The organism is Marinobacter sp. MBR-105 (assembly GCF_053628895.1).
Map to the genome: position 1 here is coordinate 1 of NZ_JBRJHG010000028.1, position 16,437 is coordinate 16,437.

General features: G+C 56.3%; 16 protein-coding genes. All 16 read right to left on the reverse strand.

Annotated features, from left to right (window positions below):
* Positions 1–187: 187 nt before the first annotated feature.
* On the reverse strand, positions 188–943 hold the full coding sequence (gene phnP / locus ACSSVV_RS20265; protein ID WP_454106917.1) for a phosphonate metabolism protein PhnP: 756 nt from the start codon (positions 941–943) through the stop codon (positions 188–190).
* A complete protein-coding gene (gene phnN, locus ACSSVV_RS20270; RefSeq protein ID WP_454106918.1) occupies positions 934–1,503 on the reverse strand; it encodes a phosphonate metabolism protein/1,5-bisphosphokinase (PRPP-forming) PhnN in 570 nt (189 codons plus the stop codon). Before phnN ends, phnP begins: the two co-directional genes overlap by 10 nt.
* Positions 1,500–2,708 carry an MFS transporter gene (locus ACSSVV_RS20275; protein ID WP_011783357.1) on the reverse strand — a complete coding sequence of 403 codons (1,209 nt, stop codon included), beginning with the start codon at positions 2,706–2,708 and terminating at the stop codon, positions 1,500–1,502. The genes phnN and ACSSVV_RS20275 overlap by 4 nt, the downstream gene beginning before the upstream one ends.
* Entirely contained in the window at positions 2,702–3,412 is a 711-nt protein-coding gene (phnL, locus tag ACSSVV_RS20280) for a phosphonate C-P lyase system protein PhnL (protein ID WP_011783356.1), read from the reverse strand. The genes ACSSVV_RS20275 and phnL overlap by 7 nt, the downstream gene beginning before the upstream one ends.
* Positions 3,413–3,425: 13 nt before the next feature.
* Positions 3,426–4,256, reverse strand: coding sequence for an ATP-binding cassette domain-containing protein (locus ACSSVV_RS20285; protein WP_011783355.1), 831 nt, complete (start codon positions 4,254–4,256; stop codon positions 3,426–3,428).
* Complete coding sequence (locus ACSSVV_RS20290; RefSeq protein ID WP_454106919.1) at positions 4,253–5,161, reverse strand: alpha-D-ribose 1-methylphosphonate 5-phosphate C-P-lyase PhnJ; 909 nt, start codon at positions 5,159–5,161, stop codon at positions 4,253–4,255. Before ACSSVV_RS20290 ends, ACSSVV_RS20285 begins: the two co-directional genes overlap by 4 nt.
* On the reverse strand, positions 5,158–6,282 hold the full coding sequence (locus tag ACSSVV_RS20295; RefSeq protein WP_454106920.1) for a carbon-phosphorus lyase complex subunit PhnI: 1,125 nt from the start codon (positions 6,280–6,282) through the stop codon (positions 5,158–5,160). Before ACSSVV_RS20295 ends, ACSSVV_RS20290 begins: the two co-directional genes overlap by 4 nt.
* Positions 6,282–6,875, reverse strand: coding sequence for a phosphonate C-P lyase system protein PhnH (phnH, locus tag ACSSVV_RS20300; RefSeq protein WP_011785754.1), 594 nt, complete (start codon positions 6,873–6,875; stop codon positions 6,282–6,284). Before phnH ends, ACSSVV_RS20295 begins: the two co-directional genes overlap by 1 nt.
* Positions 6,868–7,365: a phosphonate C-P lyase system protein PhnG gene (gene phnG / locus ACSSVV_RS20305; RefSeq protein WP_454106921.1), complete on the reverse strand. Its 498-nt coding sequence runs from the start codon at positions 7,363–7,365 to the stop codon at positions 6,868–6,870. The genes phnH and phnG overlap by 8 nt, the downstream gene beginning before the upstream one ends.
* The gene (locus ACSSVV_RS20310; protein WP_454106922.1) at positions 7,365–8,597 is read right to left on the reverse strand and encodes an alpha-D-ribose 1-methylphosphonate 5-triphosphate diphosphatase; all 1,233 of its coding nucleotides are present in this window, start codon (positions 8,595–8,597) and stop codon (positions 7,365–7,367) included. Before ACSSVV_RS20310 ends, phnG begins: the two co-directional genes overlap by 1 nt.
* 12 nt (positions 8,598–8,609) lie before the next feature.
* Positions 8,610–9,434: a phosphonate ABC transporter, permease protein PhnE gene (phnE, locus tag ACSSVV_RS20315; protein WP_454106923.1), complete on the reverse strand. Its 825-nt coding sequence runs from the start codon at positions 9,432–9,434 to the stop codon at positions 8,610–8,612.
* Positions 9,427–10,227: a phosphonate ABC transporter ATP-binding protein gene (locus ACSSVV_RS20320; protein ID WP_454106924.1), complete on the reverse strand. Its 801-nt coding sequence runs from the start codon at positions 10,225–10,227 to the stop codon at positions 9,427–9,429. The genes phnE and ACSSVV_RS20320 overlap by 8 nt, the downstream gene beginning before the upstream one ends.
* 82 nt (positions 10,228–10,309) lie before the next feature.
* Positions 10,310–11,206 (reverse strand): phosphate/phosphite/phosphonate ABC transporter substrate-binding protein, encoded by an 897-nt coding sequence (locus ACSSVV_RS20325; protein WP_454106925.1) that lies wholly within the window; start codon positions 11,204–11,206, stop codon positions 10,310–10,312.
* Between the two features lie 343 nt (positions 11,207–11,549).
* A complete protein-coding gene (locus tag ACSSVV_RS20330) occupies positions 11,550–11,816 on the reverse strand; it encodes a hypothetical protein (RefSeq protein WP_011783462.1) in 267 nt (88 codons plus the stop codon).
* The gene (gene gmtX, locus ACSSVV_RS20335) at positions 11,809–12,444 is read right to left on the reverse strand and encodes a gamma-mobile-trio protein GmtX (RefSeq protein ID WP_454106926.1); all 636 of its coding nucleotides are present in this window, start codon (positions 12,442–12,444) and stop codon (positions 11,809–11,811) included. Before gmtX ends, ACSSVV_RS20330 begins: the two co-directional genes overlap by 8 nt.
* A complete protein-coding gene (gene gmtZ / locus ACSSVV_RS20340) occupies positions 12,437–16,258 on the reverse strand; it encodes a gamma-mobile-trio integrase GmtZ (RefSeq protein ID WP_011783464.1) in 3,822 nt (1,273 codons plus the stop codon). Before gmtZ ends, gmtX begins: the two co-directional genes overlap by 8 nt.
* Positions 16,259–16,437: the final 179 nt, after the last annotated feature.

Genomic DNA, 16,437 nt, shown 5'->3' on the forward strand with positions numbered 1-16,437 from the left:
CCGCACAAACACAACGGTGGATTGCCGCCGAATGTGGCAGAGAAGGCCTACTGGAAAACTCAAAAGACGGTGGCCTAAAACACTTGACCACTACACAAAAGCGAACATTCGCGGCGATCAAAGTTTGAGCTCAGTTTGTACCGGTCGGAACTCTTTCTCAGTATCGGGGGCTTGCCGCAGACGTCCTTCAAACTTGCACAATCAGACCGTCAGCTGCCCAGGCGAGATTACTCTCCAGTTTGCAATTATTTTCAATTCGCCAAAGATCCAGTTCGTGACTTAGGTGAGTTAACCAACTTTTCTGGGGCCTGACATTGTCTATGATATCTAAGGCAAGGTTATAGTCATTATGATTGGCGGGAGAGTGAACCTTTGGGGGATAGCTGCAATCTAACGCCATGCTAAAAGGTCCCCAAGACTTGAGGAAGTGCATACTGTTTTCTGGCAGACCGACCGTATCGGTCAGGTAGGCAAACCGATGCCCGGAAGCAGTTTCGATGGCGTAGCCGTAGGTGATTTTCGAGTGATTCAGCGGCAAAGGCGTGATTTTCAGATCACCGATTTCGAATGGCCTGAAGGCTTCAAGGTGCTGAAAATCCAGTATTCCGGAGTTTTTATACAGATCGGCACAGCCGTCAGGATCAGGCGGGCAGAACACGGGAAGCTGCGCACCTTTGCCCCACCGCAAATGAAAAAGCCCCTGAACATGGTCTGCATGAAAATGGGTCAGAACAATGGCATTCAGACGGCCCGCCGGAAACCGGTCGTGTATATCCATCAGGCCGGCATCCAGTAACAACCGCACCTTATCCGTTTCAATCAGTGCCGAGCAGGGGCGGCGCTGGTATTCCGGTTGCTGCCTGGCGCGAACACAGGCCGCACATTCACAGCCGTAACGTGGCACGCCACCGGCGCCAGCTGTTCCCGTGAAAGTTATCTGCATAATGCTGTGCCTCTGACCGGTTGGCGGATTACTTCGATAAATGCCCGTGATGCTTCACTCAAAGCGCCATCATTATTGATCACTATGCAGTGTTCAATTGGCGACTGGATCTGCTGATGCCGCCGCAGGCGGGCCTCGATTTCTGCGGCCGATTCCCTGCCGCGCTTTTGCAGTCGTTGGCGCAGTACCGAGGTTGACACCTCGATCAACACCGGAACCAGACCCGGATAGCGGGCAAAGGCTTGTGCAAGCCACTGCCTTGAGCCGTTCACCACAACGGTGTTGCCGTTTTTCAGCCAGGTATTAATCTCCACACCAATACCATAGTCGTGCCCGTTACCCGACCATTGCATGGCAAAAAGCCCCTGCTGCGCCCGGGCGTTAAACGCCTCCCGGCTGATGGGCAGGTGGTTTTCCCCATCCGGGTCAGCCGGGCGGGTAATACAGCGCCGGGCAAAGCGGATATCGGAATGCTCTGCCAGGGCAGTGGCCGCGGCTTTGATTAGCGTGTCCTTGCCGCTGCCAGAGGCGCCAATGACGTATATCAGTCGCCCTTTCATACCTCAGCCCTCCTTGCCCCATGAAAATCAGTATTAGTGGGTGCCATGCGCCGGGCCACAATAATGGCTATCAGCCCACCGGCCAGAATGACGCCGGCGCCAGCAATGACCGTGTTGTATCCGGCAAGCTCGGAAATCACCGCAGCTGCGGTCGGCCCCAGCGCAAAACCCATCATGAAAGGAATGGCCAGCATCCCGAAAACCGCACCAAAGCTCTGCCGGCCCAGCAACTCCGCCGTTATCACCGGCCTTACAATGCTGGCCACACCGTATCCGGCGCCGTGGAAAGCCACAAACACGAACGCCATCCAGATATTGAAGTGGGTTGCCAGCAGGGCCGCCGTCGCGATGATCATCAGCGTGTAGCAGGCAACCGCAACGCCGAAGGTGCTGACCCGACCCGCGGTTAGCATCATGAACACCCGGCCCACCACCTGCATGGGGCCAATCATCGACACCACAACCACTGCAAGCCATATCGACAAACCGCTCTCCTGAAGAATGAATAACAGGTGGGTCAGAATGGCACCATGGGCCAGCCCGATGGCACAGAAGGCAACGCCAAGCATCCAGAAGGTGGGTTGTGCCATGATTTTACCGGAGGTTCCGGGCTTTGCAGGCTCCAGCGTTTCGGTAAAGGGGCGAAGGCAACCCAGGCCGAAAATGGCAAAAGGCACACTGACAAATAGCACCACTGCCGCGCCTATTCTGACCGCGGCCTGCCAGCCAAAGGCCTCCGCCATCAGATGTGCCGCAGGAAATGCCAGACTACCGGCAAACCCGCCAAGCAGAGTCACTACGGTAATCACCTGCCGTGCCTGGCTGCCAATGACCCGTGTGATCACCGTAAAACAGGCTTCATAGAGGCTCGCCGACATGGCCAGGCCGATACCCGCCCAGATCAGGTAGAAGTGCCACACCTCGCTGACCTCTGGCAAGGCCACCAACAGCAAGGCACCCAACACCATGCCCCCTGCCAGAACAGCGCGCCCATAGCCGCGATCAATCAGGGAGCCAGCCAGAGGTGCCGCTATGGCGGAAACCACCAGCGCCAGCGTAAATGCCCCGGACAATTCCGATTTTGACCAGCCCAGCGCCGCCTGCCAGGTCGGCAGCAGCGCTGGGAAGCTGTAGTAGAGCGACGCCCAGGTCAGTGTTTGCGCAATGGCCAGCGGAAACGCCGCCCGCTGAAGCCCGGTCAGCATGGTTCCGGCATCACCGGCGCAGGCGCCTGTAGCCTGATAGTCTCGTCTGCCAGGCGCCGAACCAGATCCGGGTGATGGAATATCGCCAGTATGCCAACGCCTTCCTGCTTGATGGTCTCAATCAGCTCGGCCACGCTCTGTGTCGTGCCGGGATCCAGACTGGACGTTGGTTCATCCAGCAGCAGCAGTCTTGGCCGGGCAACCAACCCCCGCGCCAGATTGATTCGCTGCTTTTCCCCGCCGGAAAAGGTCGCTGGCGGAAGTCCCCACAAACGCTCTGGCACCTGCAGCTGTGCCAGCAGGTCACGCCCGCGCCTCTGGGCCTCCTGGTGGCTGACGCCCCTGGCCAGCAATGGCTCTATGGTGATGTCGAGCGCGCTTTTGCGGGGCAGGCAATGCAGAAACTGGGTCACGAAGCCTATGTCCCGGCGCCGTAACTGCAATATCCGGTATTCGGACGCCTGCGCCAGGTCGGTGACTTTGTCCTCCTGGTCGCGATACAGAATGCGCCCGGAACTTGGCAGGTAGGTGCGGAAAATGCATTTGAGCACGGAGGACTTGCCTGAACCCGTCGGCCCTGTCAGTGCCGTTAGCTGGCCCGGATAAACCGTCACTTTGACGGCGCTGCAGGATGGGATCAGCTTCTGCTGTTCGTGCAGCTGGAAATGTTTGCTGAGGCCATCAATATCAAGAAGAGGCTTCATAAAAAGACGTTCCTTAAAGGGCAGACGCCACTAACCGTTGGGTGTAGGCGTGCTGGGGGTCTTCCAGCACCTGATCGGTCAGGCCGCTTTCGATCACCTGGCCGTACTTCATCACCAGGGTTCGTCCTGCCAGCAGCCGTATAACACCCAGGTCGTGGGTGACCACAATCATCGCGGTATTCAGTTCATGCTGGATTTCCAGAATCAGATCCAGAATGCGGGCCTGCACGGACAGGTCCAGCCCGGTCGTCACTTCATCCAGCAACAGCAACGGAGGGCGGGTTGCCAGGGCTTTGGCGATCTGTACGCGCTGTTGCATACCGCCGGAAAACCGGCGGGGGGATTCATCCATCCGCTCGCCGAGTACCTCGGTGCGAGTCAGCAGATCCCGGGCGCGCTGGCGGATGCTGGCGTAATTCGCCACGTCACTCATCAGCAAACGTTCGGCAATGTTGCCGCCGGCGGACACGTTGAAATTAAGGCCAAGGTTGGGGTTCTGGTACACCATGCCGAACCGGTGGTTGCGCAGCCAGCGCTGACGGGCAGCGTTCAGGGAAAACAGATCCAGCTGCTGGTCGCCATCGAAAAAACGGGCTTCACCGGCACTGGGTTCGGCGTCGAAAAACAGGGTTTTGACCACCGTGGACTTGCCGCTGCCGGATTCGCCCACAATACCCAGGATTTCACCCTGATGAAGATCGAGGCTGACATTCTGAGCCGCCACCACCGAGCCACAGCTGACGCATACATTGGTTTCCGCCTCGGCACCGGTATTTTCGAAACATAACGGGCAGCCCGGGCCGTGAATCCTGCTCAGCCCCCGTACTTCCAGTATTTTCTTCATGGCCTGGCCTCTTCGCACTCTGCATTCTTCAGCTGGGCACACCGATCATTACAGTAGCCGGTATCAGAGCACTGCCAGTGGCGCGACCCGTCAGGGTGGATGATTTCATCCAGATAGGAGGTGACACTGTTGCAGCGATCGCAATGGCGCCGGTTGCCCTTCGAGTCCAGGAAGGCCTCGGTGCGGAAGGCGACGTCTTCAAAGGCCAGCGGAACCGCATCGGTGAACGGTGGTACCGCATAAATCTTGCGTTCCCGCCCGGCCCCCAGAAGGATAAGCGCGGCAGACTGGTGCATTTTCGGCACATCGAAACGGGGGATAGGGCTGGAATCAATCACATAGTGGCCATTGATCCGGGTCGGATAGCGGTTGGATATGGCAATTTCGTCAAACTGGACGATGTCTTCGTACAGCCTAGTCAGAAGTGGCGCATAGTCCCCCTCGCCGTGCATGATTTTCCGGCGCGCCTCGGACGGTTCCACGATGGTCAGCGGGTCCGGTGTTGGGACCTGCAGCACCAGTATCTGGTCGGCGCTCAGCTTATCTTCCGGTATCCGGTGACGGGACTGGATGATATTCGCCTCGGCCGCCCGTTCGGTGGTGTTGGCGCCCGGGCAGGTCAGTTCCACAAACTGCCTCAGGTTAACGGCGTTCACGGAATCATCGGCGCCCTGGTCAATCACTTTCAGGGTGTCACCGGCGCCGAGCAATGACAGGGTCAGTTGCAGGCCACCGGTACCAAACCCCCGCCCCATGGGCATTTCCCGCGAGGCATAGGGTGTCTGGTAGCCGGGAATCGAAATGGCTTTCAGAATGTTTCGGCGGATTTCACGCTTGGCGAATTCATCCAGGAAGGCAAAGTTGTAGTTCACATCATCAACAGGCAGCTCGTAACCCGGGTTCATGATTCCGCTCCATGTGCTGCTTTTGTGTGTGCCGGATCTTTTTCCTGGGTGGTCCGCAGGCGGTCCACTTCCGACTGGAATGTCACGTAATGAGGCATTTTGTAGTGGTTGGCAAAGCCCATCGAATCCACCCCGTCTACATGCAACAGCACAAATTCAGGGTCTTCCGAGGGGCAGTCAGCGCCGTCCTGCATACCCTTCTGTAACGCCCGGTCGAGAATGGCCATGGCAATGGCTTTTACTTCGTTGTGGCCGAAACAGGCGCCATAGCCCAGCGAAAACAACGGCGGCGCACCGGATCCAGCGCCCTCCTGGGTCGCCACCACTTCGCACTCTGTCATCAGGACTTCCCCGGCTTCCGTGGGCTCGCCGGTTATCGGATGCGGCAGCGTCACCGGTACGTAACCTACCCGCAGTTCTGCGATGGTGGGGTGCACATTGCCGTACCCGCGCACGTTGGAATAGGCCAGCGCCAGCAAGGATCCGGTTTCCGCCCGTGCCATGGTGGCCAGCGCCGCCGATCGCGGAACCGGGAAAACCAGTGGCTCCCGGGTGATATCGAAAGGGCTATCCGGCCTGTCCGGTTGCGGTGGCAACAGGCCCTCTTCCCGCAGCGCGTCAACCACTTTCGGGAAACTGTCGGGAAGGTCGCTGTCGGGCGCATCCTTGATGAACCGACGCGAAACTTGACGAAAGGTTTCCGGCGACTCATCGGCAAGATCCAGCCTGAGCAGCCGCAAGGCATAGTCCATGGTTGGCCCCAACATCTGCCCACCGGGAATATCCTTGAAGGCACTGGAGATTCGCCGGATCAGCCGCATTCCGGAGGTGGACTGGGTAGGGGTTTCCATCAGCCGGGGCCGGGTGGAGCGGTAGGCCCGCAGTGCAAAAGCCGCCTCAAGGGTGTCACCCTGCATCTGCTTGATGGCCAGGGCTGCAAGCCGCGGGTGGTAAAGACCACCTTCGGAGACCACCCGGGATGTGAGCAGGCGCAGTTGATGTTCAATGGAAGCCAACGGCAGGGAAGAACCACCCTCACCCTCGGCTGTGCGCAGGCTTTCTACGGCAGTGTGGGCGCCGGCAATGGCTTTTCCACCGCCTTTAATCGCAACATAACCCATCAGTTTGCCCCCGTATCTTCAATCAGCGTGGTGCGCGGCAGCGCCAGGCAATGCTGTTGATCCGTGAGAATCAGATCAACGCCCAGGGGAAAGCCGCTGCACCAGTTGTTTCGTGCGTTGAGCCAGGACCCATCCAGGCCGCCAATCCTGATGCGCCGGGATTGCCTGATACCGGGGCCTGAAAGCTGCCAGCAAGGACCGTCCACCAGGGAATTCACAACCACCACCACAGTGGCACCGGTCTCCGGCGATTCCAGGCTGCCCAGCTGTGGCGCAAAATCAGGCTCAAGGTCACCCCGGACAATCACATAACCGGCCCGTTCCGGGTCAGTCAGGTGTGCATTAAGGCGGGTTCTGGTGAGGTCACTCAACAGCTGATGAGGGTCTGCAAGCGTGGTTTCCGCGTCTACCAGCGTCGCCAGTATGGCCACCGCACTGTCTGTGTCCGCCAGCCAGACTGATTCACCGGGGTAGCTGAAGGCTTTCAACAAATTCCGGAACAGCGCCTGTTGCGTGCCTGGGTGCCAGAACCGCAGGAGATCCGGCCCCGCCGGTTGCGTTTGCGACTGTGCCGCAGCAGATGGTTCAGGCATGGCCGTCCTCCTCGTAATGGCCCAGCGACGAGAAATTCACCCGGGTGGTTTCCAGCAGCGCCTTACGCTCTTTCGCCTGTGCTGCGAGACGATTCTGGCCCTTTTGCAACAGCGGGATAAGGGTCTCGTGTCCCGGCAGTTGATTGGCCAGCACCCCGTCCAGCACCGCAATGGCCCTGGCAAGGCTGGCGCGGTCGTCCATCACCTGGGCGGCACCTTCATACCAGGTTTGGTCTGCCGCAAGCATTCGAACCCTCGCCGTGGCCAGAGGTATTTCTCCCGGGAAATACAGCTCGCCCATTGCGCCGTCGCGGATTTTCATCAGACCCAGCCCGGACTGTGGCAGCTGCACGTCTTCAATCAGGAAAGCCTGTTCAAATTGCTCTGCCGCCGCTCTGACTTCACGGGCATCCACAGCAAGCAGGCACCGCGGCCATTGATGGCGCGGCGCCAGGGCCTGCTGCTGCCCCGCTGTTTCTGGCCCTGCCATTACACCACCACCCCGCCAGCTTCAGCGGCTAACGGCTGTTTTTGCCACTGGCCTTCGCGCTGGTACACCGGGGTTCCGCCCACAAACGTTGCCTGCAAAGACAGGGGCGAACCATCCAGTTCACTCAGCAACAACAGGTCAGCGTCATAACCCGGTGCGATTTGGCCTTTGCGGTCACCCATACCGGCTGCCCGGGCCGGGTTTTCACTGACCATTTTCCAGGCATCCGCCAGCGGCAGGAGATCGTGCCGGGCTGTGACAAACGGTGCGGTAAACAGGCTGGGGTAGTGATAATCGCTGCACAGAATATCTACCAGGCCCTCGGCAATGGCGTCCCGCACGCTGATCGCGCCAACATGGGAGCCGCCCCGAACCAGATTGGGTGCGCCCATCAATACTGAAATGCCGGACTTGCGGCTCTCCAGGGCGGTTTGTGCATCCATCGGGAACTCTGCAATCGCAGTACCCAGCTGGACGTTGCGGGCAACGTCTTCCAGGCCGTGATCGTCGTGGGACGAAAGGCTGACACCTGATGCCAGCGCCAGGCTGGCTAGCGCGCGGGTCTGTTCCTCGCCCAGTTCCCGGCGGCCCTGCAGGCTGCTGAGAAATTCCTGGGTGGCATCGTCGTCCATGGTCACCCGGCGCTGCAGGCCGGCAAGATACCGTTTTACGGCGCGTTCATTATCAAGTTCCGGCAGATGGTCGTTCAGCGACAGCATGTGAACGCGCCCATTGCGGAGCCAATCGACCAATTCGTCGTGGCCTTCGGTATTCACTTTCTCATGGCGGATGTGCACTTTGGCCTGGCAGCTGAACCTGGGCATCAATTCTTCCAGCGCCAGCAACAATTTGCGCACGGTTTCCCGGCTGCGGGGGCCGGGTTCGAACCCGTCAGTGATGCTGTAATAGAAAGTGGTGATGCCATTGGCAACCAGGCTGGCATCGTTGGCGGCCAGTGCCAGGTCAAGCGGAAACAAGGTGCCGGCCCTGGGCGTGATATGGCGCTCGAAAGCATCACCATGCAGGTCAATAATCCCGGGCAGCAAATAGCCGCCGCCGGCATCAATAACCTGGCTGTTACCCTGCACAACGTCTTGCCCAATGGCGGTAATAACGCCATCAGTCACCTGCAGGCAGGTGTCATTTTTCCAGCCGTCAGATAACAGCAGGTGCACATTGCTGATCACCAGGGTGTTACCGGAGTCCGGAGCTGTCTGAGTGGAATTGTTCATACTGTTTACGTCCTATCGAATTTGGGTCAGCAGCCGTTCGCGCATGCGAGAGGAAAAATGCTCGACCAGATAAACAAGAATAAAGATTGAGAAAATGATGAAAGCGGCCTGGTCGTAGCGGAACATCTCCATGGAAACGGCAAGTTCAGCGCCAATACCGCCGGCGCCCACCAACCCAAGCACAACCGATGAGCGCACGGCTTTTTCAAGAGAAAACAGACCGGTGTTGATCATGCTGGGCAGCGCGCCGGGGATCTGCACCACCGCGATACGGTCCAGAGGCCGTGAGCCAATGGAATCCAGTGCCTCCGATGGGCCGGGGTCAACTTCTTCGAAAGCTTCAGCAAAGAAACGGCCACAGAAGCCGATGGTGTCTACGATGATGGTCAGGGTGCCGGCAAACGGGCCAAGACCAACAGACACCACAAAAAACAGGGCCCATGCCAGGTCCGGCACCGTACGCACGAAGCTGATGATTGAGCGGGTGACATAGCGCACCAGCGGATGGGGTGAGGTATTGCGCGCTGCCAGCAGCGCCATAGGTACACTCAGAATCACGCCAATGCCTGTGCCCACCAGGGCCATCTGGAAGGTAACCAGTATTGCCTCGAAGATGGGCTGGGCACGGTCTGTGGCCGGCGGGAACATTTCCCCGACAATGGTTCCCATATTGGGCAGGCCCTGTATTAGGCTCTGCAGGGACATACCAGCACCGGCCAGCGACCACAGAAAGAACCCGAGAAACAGCGCAAAAAGGCCACTGCGCAGCCAGGATGGCCTTTGAAAACGCCCCCTTAACAGGGGTGATGCAGGATGAATCTGGCTTGGCTCAGGCATAGAATTCTCTCAGGCTGGCGGTGCTCTCTGAGTGGCTGGGGCTGTCCAGCTGAAGTTCCGATGAGCGTAGCCCCAGAATGCGATCGGCATAGTGCAGGGCATGCTCAACGTGGTGGGAAACAAAAAACACCGTCAAATTGCGTGACCGCGACAAACGGGCAAACAACTCCATCACCAGCTCGCCGGATTGCGGGTCCAGGCTGGCAGTGGGTTCATCGGCGAACAGAATGCTGGGCTCCTGCATCAAGGCCCGCGCAATGGCCACACGTTGTGACTGGCCACCGGAAAGCTGGTCGCAGCGCTGGTAAGCAAAGTCCGCCAGCCCTACCTGCTCCAGGCAGTCCATGGCCCTTTGCCGGTCTTCCTGGCGCGCCAGGCTCTGTGCCCAGTTGCGGGGGCCGGAACAGTGGGCAAGATTGCCATGCAGCACGTTGGTCAGGGCGGACAGCCGCGGCACAAGGCAGTGCTTCTGGAACACAAAACCGACCCGATTACGGGCTTTTTTCAGGGCCCGGCCCGATTTACCGGACAAATCCTCACCAGACAGGCTGACCTTTCCGCTATCCGGTTCAATCAGCCGGACACAACAGCGGAGCAATGTGCTTTTACCAGCCCCGTTGGCACCGATCAGGGCAACCGACTGGCCTTCATTGATGCTGAAACTCACATCACGAAACACCGCTTTGTCGGTACCCTTGAAGTGCTTCGACAGGCCTTCAACCTGCAGGGAGTCGGATACCATGGAGGGTGCAACAAAACGGGGCTGCACCAGAGGTTGGGCGACGGGATTCATAACAGGTGTCCTTGGAATCGAAATATCTGAAACAAAAACAGCGGGGCCGGCTGACGACCCAGCGAGTTCGGGTTAGGGGCGATCAGTCGCCAACAAAATCAGAGTATTCCGGGTAGCCAATGGTGGCGTACATGGACCGTACGTAGTTGTAGTCGCTGTCCTTGATGTTGCTGATAAAGCGCATGCCGGTGTATTTGTCGACGTCAGTACCGCCGCCGTTAACGATGGAATTAATCAGCTCATCGGAATGGTTCACGAAACCGTCACGCAGGCGGCTGATCATCTCGTCACTGACATGGCTGCCGGCCATCAAGAGATCGTTTGGAAGGTCCGGGCCGCGGGCAATTACCCGGAAAGCGCCAGGCTGGTGACCGCCATTTTCCATTTCCTGTGTGCGCAGGCGACGGAACTCTGTGTGGTTCATACCAACCGCCGCCACATCACCACGCTTGAGCGATTCCCACAGTACCGGAACTTTGGTGTGCACCAGCTCCAGATCTTCCATCGGCTTGATCCCTGCATCGGCGAGGGCCTGAATGGGGCCAAGGTGACGGGAGGCAGAACCGACGCTGCCCATGGCAACCCGCTTGCCGACCAGGTCTTTGACATTGGTAATACCGGAGTCCGCCATGGTGACGATTACCGGAAAGTAGTCAGGGCGAGAGAAACCCACAACAACTTTGGCGTCCGCACGATTCTGCATCACTACATATTCAGCCGGGCCGGTCAGTACGAAATCGACCTGCTTGAAGCGAAGGGCCTCTACAGCCGCGGTGCGGTTGGTAACCGGGGTAAATTCAATGTCGTAACCGGTGACTTCAGAGAGCTTGTCACGAAAGGCGCCGAACTCGCGCTGTAGCTCTTCCAATCCGACTAGGTCGGTGACTGCCAAACGGACGGTTTCGGCGTTAGCAGCAGGAATTACAAACGAGAGTGACAACAGAACAGAGCTTGCGAGTAGCTTTAAACTTTTAAACATCAGGTTGTGCCTCCAGAACTCGGAATTTTGAAGGCCTTAAGGTAGTGGTGTTATGTGACATTCAGGCGAAGAATGCATGAACAGCTAATGACATTCTTGTTAACGGGATGGCTTGATTCTTTTATCGTTCATTGAGATGTAGATAGTGACGGACATAACTGACACAGGGCTCTTACCACATCATCACCTAACCAAATGCTGCACAGCGAATGAGTCTCCGCTGCTTCGAGGCTCCAAACCCGCGCGTGTTCTGGTCGTTAAGTGTTCAGTCTGAATGTTCGCTTTGCGACCTCAGCGTGCTTAATCTCCCGGAATCTCGGCGACAAAAAAGGTCCGCTTCTTATCAAAAAACGGACGTAGCCTCGATTTCAATTGAGGGCTCTGCCCTCTCGCCGCAAGCGGCGATTCGCCCGAGGTATTTAAGGACCAGCGATTTTATCGCCGGATTCTGGCGCACGGCGCTCTCTCCGATACCGATAGCGTTGGCGACTTCGCCACGGTTTAGCTGGCCCCGAAAGACGATTTGCTTTAAATCGTCATCGGTTTTCGTAGCGGCCCAACGCTGAAAGGCAACAAGGTTTTCGCGAGCTTTTTCTTGTCCGTTAGTCATTCCCGATACTCAACGCTTTTTCAAGGGCATCCACAAAACCGTTTCTGAGGACAACCTTGCCGTTTTGGTCCTTGATGCTGCCGCGTTCTGTTTTAGTCCAGCCCTTTAATTTAAGGGACTCCTCAGAGATGGCGTCTCTCAATGCATCAATCTCGTGACTCAACAGGCTCGGTAACCTCGATTCAGATTTGTCTTCAGCACCCGCTCGGTAGTCAATTTCCAATTTCTTGATCGATGCAAACCTTTTATTTTCGGCCCTCAATTTACGGACCTTCGAAATCAGGTCGAGTATGAGGAAGCGGTGAGTTTTATTGCTTACCTCATCAACCCAATCGTACTCGCCCGAGGGCGTGGTCTGTGCTTTGATCGCTTTCTTTTTCTGGTCTCCAAGCGCCTGCCAAGCCTCAATGACCGCTCTATAATGTTCTCCGGTTTTGTTTCGGATGGTCTGCTCGCTAGGAGCGCCACGACTGGCCCCAAGCTTCGCAATCGTTGAGATTCTGAAATCAACCGAGCCTGACTCATGATGTTTCTTGCAAACGGCGTGAAGGGCCTCCAGGGACTTCCTGGAACGAGAATTTTTCAGTTGGCCCAGTATGGCCTCGTAGACTTCGTTCGGTTCACTCATTGCAGCTCTCGATTTCTAGCGGGAATTTCAAAGACCCGTTCATGGCTGACTCGATCTCTTGGCGCACATCACCTAGCTGTAGTGGTTCGGCGAGATCTTCCAAGGTGATTTGCCCATTGATCAACTGGTCAGCGACGTGCCAGTTATTCTGTGTCACTTGCATAATCAGCCGGACGACCTGATTGGCAGCTTTGAGCTGCTGATCCTCGGTCAACCGAAATATCGCGGGTGCAATCCCATTGGTGTCCGCCAATTTGTCGAGCATCTGACTGAGCAGGGGGCGTGCTCTGGAGGCACTGGCGCTCTCGTAAATCTCAGCGTTGGCACAGACCTCAGCGAGCAACCGAAATTCGCTGCTTTGCTCCTCCAAATGCATCTCCATTTCCACGTAATTGCCGCTGACGATCAGCTGGTGCTGGCCTGTCTCGGAGGTCTTCAGTAGTTCGGTAGATTGAGAAATCAGGCGGTATAAGTGCTGGAGATCCGTGAGAAGCATGTCGAGCTTTTTGGCTTTTTCCTCATACGCCGAGGTGATCTTTTTCAGCGTTCGCTCTTTACCAAAAAACTGTCCCGAAGACTCGGCATCGTACCGCTCGTCATCGAGCGTCTGCCTTTTTTCTTCGAGTTCGTGGTATTCATTGCGGGTGACATTGATTTCCAGAATGATTTCGTTGGCAATGGCCGACAAACCGCCCAGAAACGCCGGGCCGGTAATGAAGAAGCGGCACTGGGGACAATTTCGAGTCCCAAGGTAGCCATTGGGCACGGGCGCGTACTGTGCTTCAACCTTCCGCTCAACCAGTGCCATGCCACCTTCGTCACACTTGTTGCCGCTCATGGGGCAGATTCCGAAACTCATAAGTTGGAAGGCTCCAGAGGGCCAATTAGGTGTCAGACACTGATCCATGATGCTTCGGTCTGTGGCGATTAATTCCGGACGCGCCTCTTCGATTTTCTTCTGGAGGATGAGGTCTTCGTAACGATAATGACTCTGCTCAAGTGCCCGTTTTTCAGCCGCCGCCATCTCCAGCCGCATTTTGCTGGCTCCTACCTTTGTGTAGTAAATCGTCATCACCAGAGAGGAATGACCAACCAGCTTTGAAATCACGGCTATGGGCGCTCTGCCGTCGACAATGTAGGCAGTGATAAGGCTGACGCGGAGAGCATGAGGTGTAAATTGGCTCTTGTAATCCACGCTGCTCTTTTTTTCGATTTTCTCAGCGAGGTCCGCGCCTGGCCTCTGACTATGGAACAACAGAGCAGGCAGGGTTCGTGTAAACGCGGTTGTCGTACGCATGGGCGACGCCTTCTCATCACAGGCGTGTGAGGCCGGGTCGCGGAACAGGAACGATTGTTTACCGCGCCTTTTGAGGATGTCTTTGTGTATCCTTTGCTGCGGGTTGATTTGCGTCCACAGTGTCAGTTCTTCGATTGGGTTGTATTTGGATTGCCACTCCCGAAGCTGGATAATCCAATACGCCAGATCTTCCGGCATGAACGGAATATCGTAGCCGCCCAATTTCTTTCCGGTTTTGTTCGTCGTGATGTAGGCGCTCAACTCACCGTCATTGTTCCCTTTCTGAATAAAGCCCTTATTCCGCTTTCGGGTCGCAAGCGGACTTGGATTTTCGATCCAGTGAACCTTCCCATCACGCCATAACGGAACGAATTCATCTCCCTCTCCGCTGTCGAGCCAACAGATTTGCTGTCCTCGCAACGGAATGGATAGCAATGTGTAGTTTGCGACAATTTTTACGGGCGACCATAACTCGTGCATCTCTTCAAAATAGCGCTTGCGACCTCGCTTCCGCTCTTTTTTGACCACTCGATAAATGCAGTTTGGGTCATTGTCATCAATTAACTGTGGATCAACCCCGAACCAGCAGTCTTCGAGGAAGGGATGCAATTGATAGAGATCGCGAAACGACGTCGCCTCTAGCGGAATCAGATGCTGCTTGGCTCGTACAATGGCATCCATGGGCAATGGAGGCTTGTCTGATTCACTGCGCTTGTAACTGGGTAACTGATCTAACAAACCCTTGAGAACGGTTCTAAGAGGATTGCGGTAGCCGGGCAGAACTATCAACTCACCGTTCTCGTCCTCGTCAGAGCAATAAGTCTCCAAAATCCACTCGAAAAAAGCGGAACAGGCGTTATGCCGTGGTTTTTTTACAGTATCTGCGGTGACATTTATGAAGTTTTCGTACGCTCGCTCATCAAACGGGATATCCCTTGACAGCATGGCTCCCGGGTCGTCAACCAAGCCCAGCTTGTCCACGTAAAATCTAAGGAGTGCTCTCAAATGTGAGTATTTGTTGGATTGGCCTGTACCAGCCTCTACATAACACTGAATGGCTTTCCAAAACTCGGGGTATTTGCTGGTCAGTTCTCGATTAATGGCGTTTTCGTTGCCCAGGAAGTGAGGCCAAGATATCCAATGTTCGGAATAAGTTTTATTCGGCTGCGATGGCAACTTCGGGTCTTTTTCGTAGCCCCTGAAGTATTCCGCACCTGTTTTTAACCCCAAGCATTGAGCGGCTTCGGACGCCTCGGCGAGCGTCGCGTACCTCTTAACGGGGCGCTCAATGCCAAGGTAGCTGTACCAATCATCCCAATCTTCGGCATAGAAGTCGAAGGGACTTACTGTCAGCTTCGGGTCTTGTTTGTAGCCCTCGTAGAATTCCTTCTGTGTTTTGAATCCCAAGCGCTGGGCTGCTTCGGACGCCTCGGCGAGCGTCGCGTACTTTTCTTTGGGACGCTCATTGCCAAGAAAACTGTACCAATCAGCCCAATTTCTGCGATACATTCCGTCGGGATGGCGTGGCAGCTTCGGGTCTTGTTTGTAGCCCTTAAAGTATTCTGTGGACGTTTTGAATCCCAAGCGCTGAGCGGCTTCGGACGCCTCGGCGAGCGTTGCGTACTTCCCATCGGGGCGTCCAGTGCCAAGGAAGTTGTACCAACTACTCCAATCTTCGGCATAAAAGTCGTTGGGAGAACCTGGCAGCTTCGGGTCTTTTTGGTAGTCCTCATAGTATTCCGCCTGTGTTTTTAACCCCAAGCGTTGAGCGGCTTCGGACGCCTCGGCGACAGTGGCGTGCTTCTCACTGGGGCGTTCAGTGCCAAGGAAGCTATACCAATCATCCCAATCTTCGGCATAGAAAACAGAGGGTTGTGATGGCAGCTTCGGGTCTTTTTGGTAGTCCTCATAGTATTCCTGCTGCGTTTTGAACCCCAGACGCTGAGCGGCTTCGGACGCCTCGGCAAGCGCCGCGTACCTCTCGGGGCGCTCAACGCCAAGAAAGCTATACCAATCATCCCACTCTCCGGCATAACTTCGTTGGGGATTCGATGGCAACTTCGGGTCTTTTTGGTAGCCCTCATGGTATTCGGTGCGTGTTTTGAAGCCCAATCGCTGAGCGACTTCGGACGCCTCGGCGAGCGTCACGTATTTTTCTCTAGGGCGCTCATTGCGAAGGAAGTTGGGCCAATCAGCCCAATCTTCGGCATAGTGTTTGTCGGGAGCTGCTGGCAGCTTCAGGTCTTTTTTGTAGCCCTTGTTGTATTCATCTCTTATTTCGAATCCCAAGCGTTGAGCGGCCTCGGACGCCTCGGCGACAGTGGCGTACTTCTCACCGGGGTGTTCAGTGCCAAGGAAGCTATACCAATCATCCCAATCTCCGGCATAGAGTTGGTTGGGATTTGCTGGCAGCTTCGGATCTTGTTTGTAGCCCTTCTTGTATTCCGGCTGCGTTTTGAATTCCAAGCGCTGAGCGGCTTCTGAGGCTTCGGCGAGCGTGGCGTACTTAGTTGCCATGAGTGAGTCCTTTCTTGATTGGAGAAATTAAGCCGTGCTCGGGCGACAATCTGCTCAAATGCGCACGCATCTGCTTATCAGTGACCTGAATCCGTGACTTCAACGAGCTGAACTCACGCCCAAAGCCTGCAATAACAAGGCTTAGAGCGATATAATAGCATCTGACACCCATTCACCCA

What these genes read in the sequence shown, in the direction of transcription:
- gmtZ (WP_011783464.1), bottom strand. Translation starts at nt 16,258, where the DNA reads ATGGCAACTAAGTACGCCACGCTCGCCGAAGCCTCAGAAGCCGCTCAG.
- phnG (WP_454106921.1), bottom strand. Translation starts at nt 7,365, where the DNA reads ATGGCAGGGCCAGAAACAGCGGGGCAGCAGCAGGCCCTGGCGCCGCGC.
- phnE (WP_454106923.1), bottom strand. Translation starts at nt 9,434, where the DNA reads ATGCCTGAGCCAAGCCAGATTCATCCTGCATCACCCCTGTTAAGGGGG.
- phnP (WP_454106917.1), bottom strand. Translation starts at nt 943, where the DNA reads ATGCAGATAACTTTCACGGGAACAGCTGGCGCCGGTGGCGTGCCACGT.
- ACSSVV_RS20320 (WP_454106924.1), bottom strand. Translation starts at nt 10,227, where the DNA reads ATGAATCCCGTCGCCCAACCTCTGGTGCAGCCCCGTTTTGTTGCACCC.
- ACSSVV_RS20285 (WP_011783355.1), bottom strand. Translation starts at nt 4,256, where the DNA reads ATGAAGAAAATACTGGAAGTACGGGGGCTGAGCAGGATTCACGGCCCG.
- ACSSVV_RS20330 (WP_011783462.1), bottom strand. Translation starts at nt 11,816, where the DNA reads ATGACTAACGGACAAGAAAAAGCTCGCGAAAACCTTGTTGCCTTTCAG.
- ACSSVV_RS20275 (WP_011783357.1), bottom strand. Translation starts at nt 2,708, where the DNA reads ATGCTGACCGGGCTTCAGCGGGCGGCGTTTCCGCTGGCCATTGCGCAA.
- ACSSVV_RS20290 (WP_454106919.1), bottom strand. Translation starts at nt 5,161, where the DNA reads ATGAACCCGGGTTACGAGCTGCCTGTTGATGATGTGAACTACAACTTT.
- gmtX (WP_454106926.1), bottom strand. Translation starts at nt 12,444, where the DNA reads ATGAGTGAACCGAACGAAGTCTACGAGGCCATACTGGGCCAACTGAAA.
- phnN (WP_454106918.1), bottom strand. Translation starts at nt 1,503, where the DNA reads ATGAAAGGGCGACTGATATACGTCATTGGCGCCTCTGGCAGCGGCAAG.
- ACSSVV_RS20310 (WP_454106922.1), bottom strand. Translation starts at nt 8,597, where the DNA reads ATGAACAATTCCACTCAGACAGCTCCGGACTCCGGTAACACCCTGGTG.
- phnH (WP_011785754.1), bottom strand. Translation starts at nt 6,875, where the DNA reads ATGCCTGAACCATCTGCTGCGGCACAGTCGCAAACGCAACCGGCGGGG.
- phnL (WP_011783356.1), bottom strand. Translation starts at nt 3,412, where the DNA reads ATGAAGCCTCTTCTTGATATTGATGGCCTCAGCAAACATTTCCAGCTG.
- ACSSVV_RS20295 (WP_454106920.1), bottom strand. Translation starts at nt 6,282, where the DNA reads ATGGGTTATGTTGCGATTAAAGGCGGTGGAAAAGCCATTGCCGGCGCC.
- ACSSVV_RS20325 (WP_454106925.1), bottom strand. Translation starts at nt 11,206, where the DNA reads ATGTTTAAAAGTTTAAAGCTACTCGCAAGCTCTGTTCTGTTGTCACTC.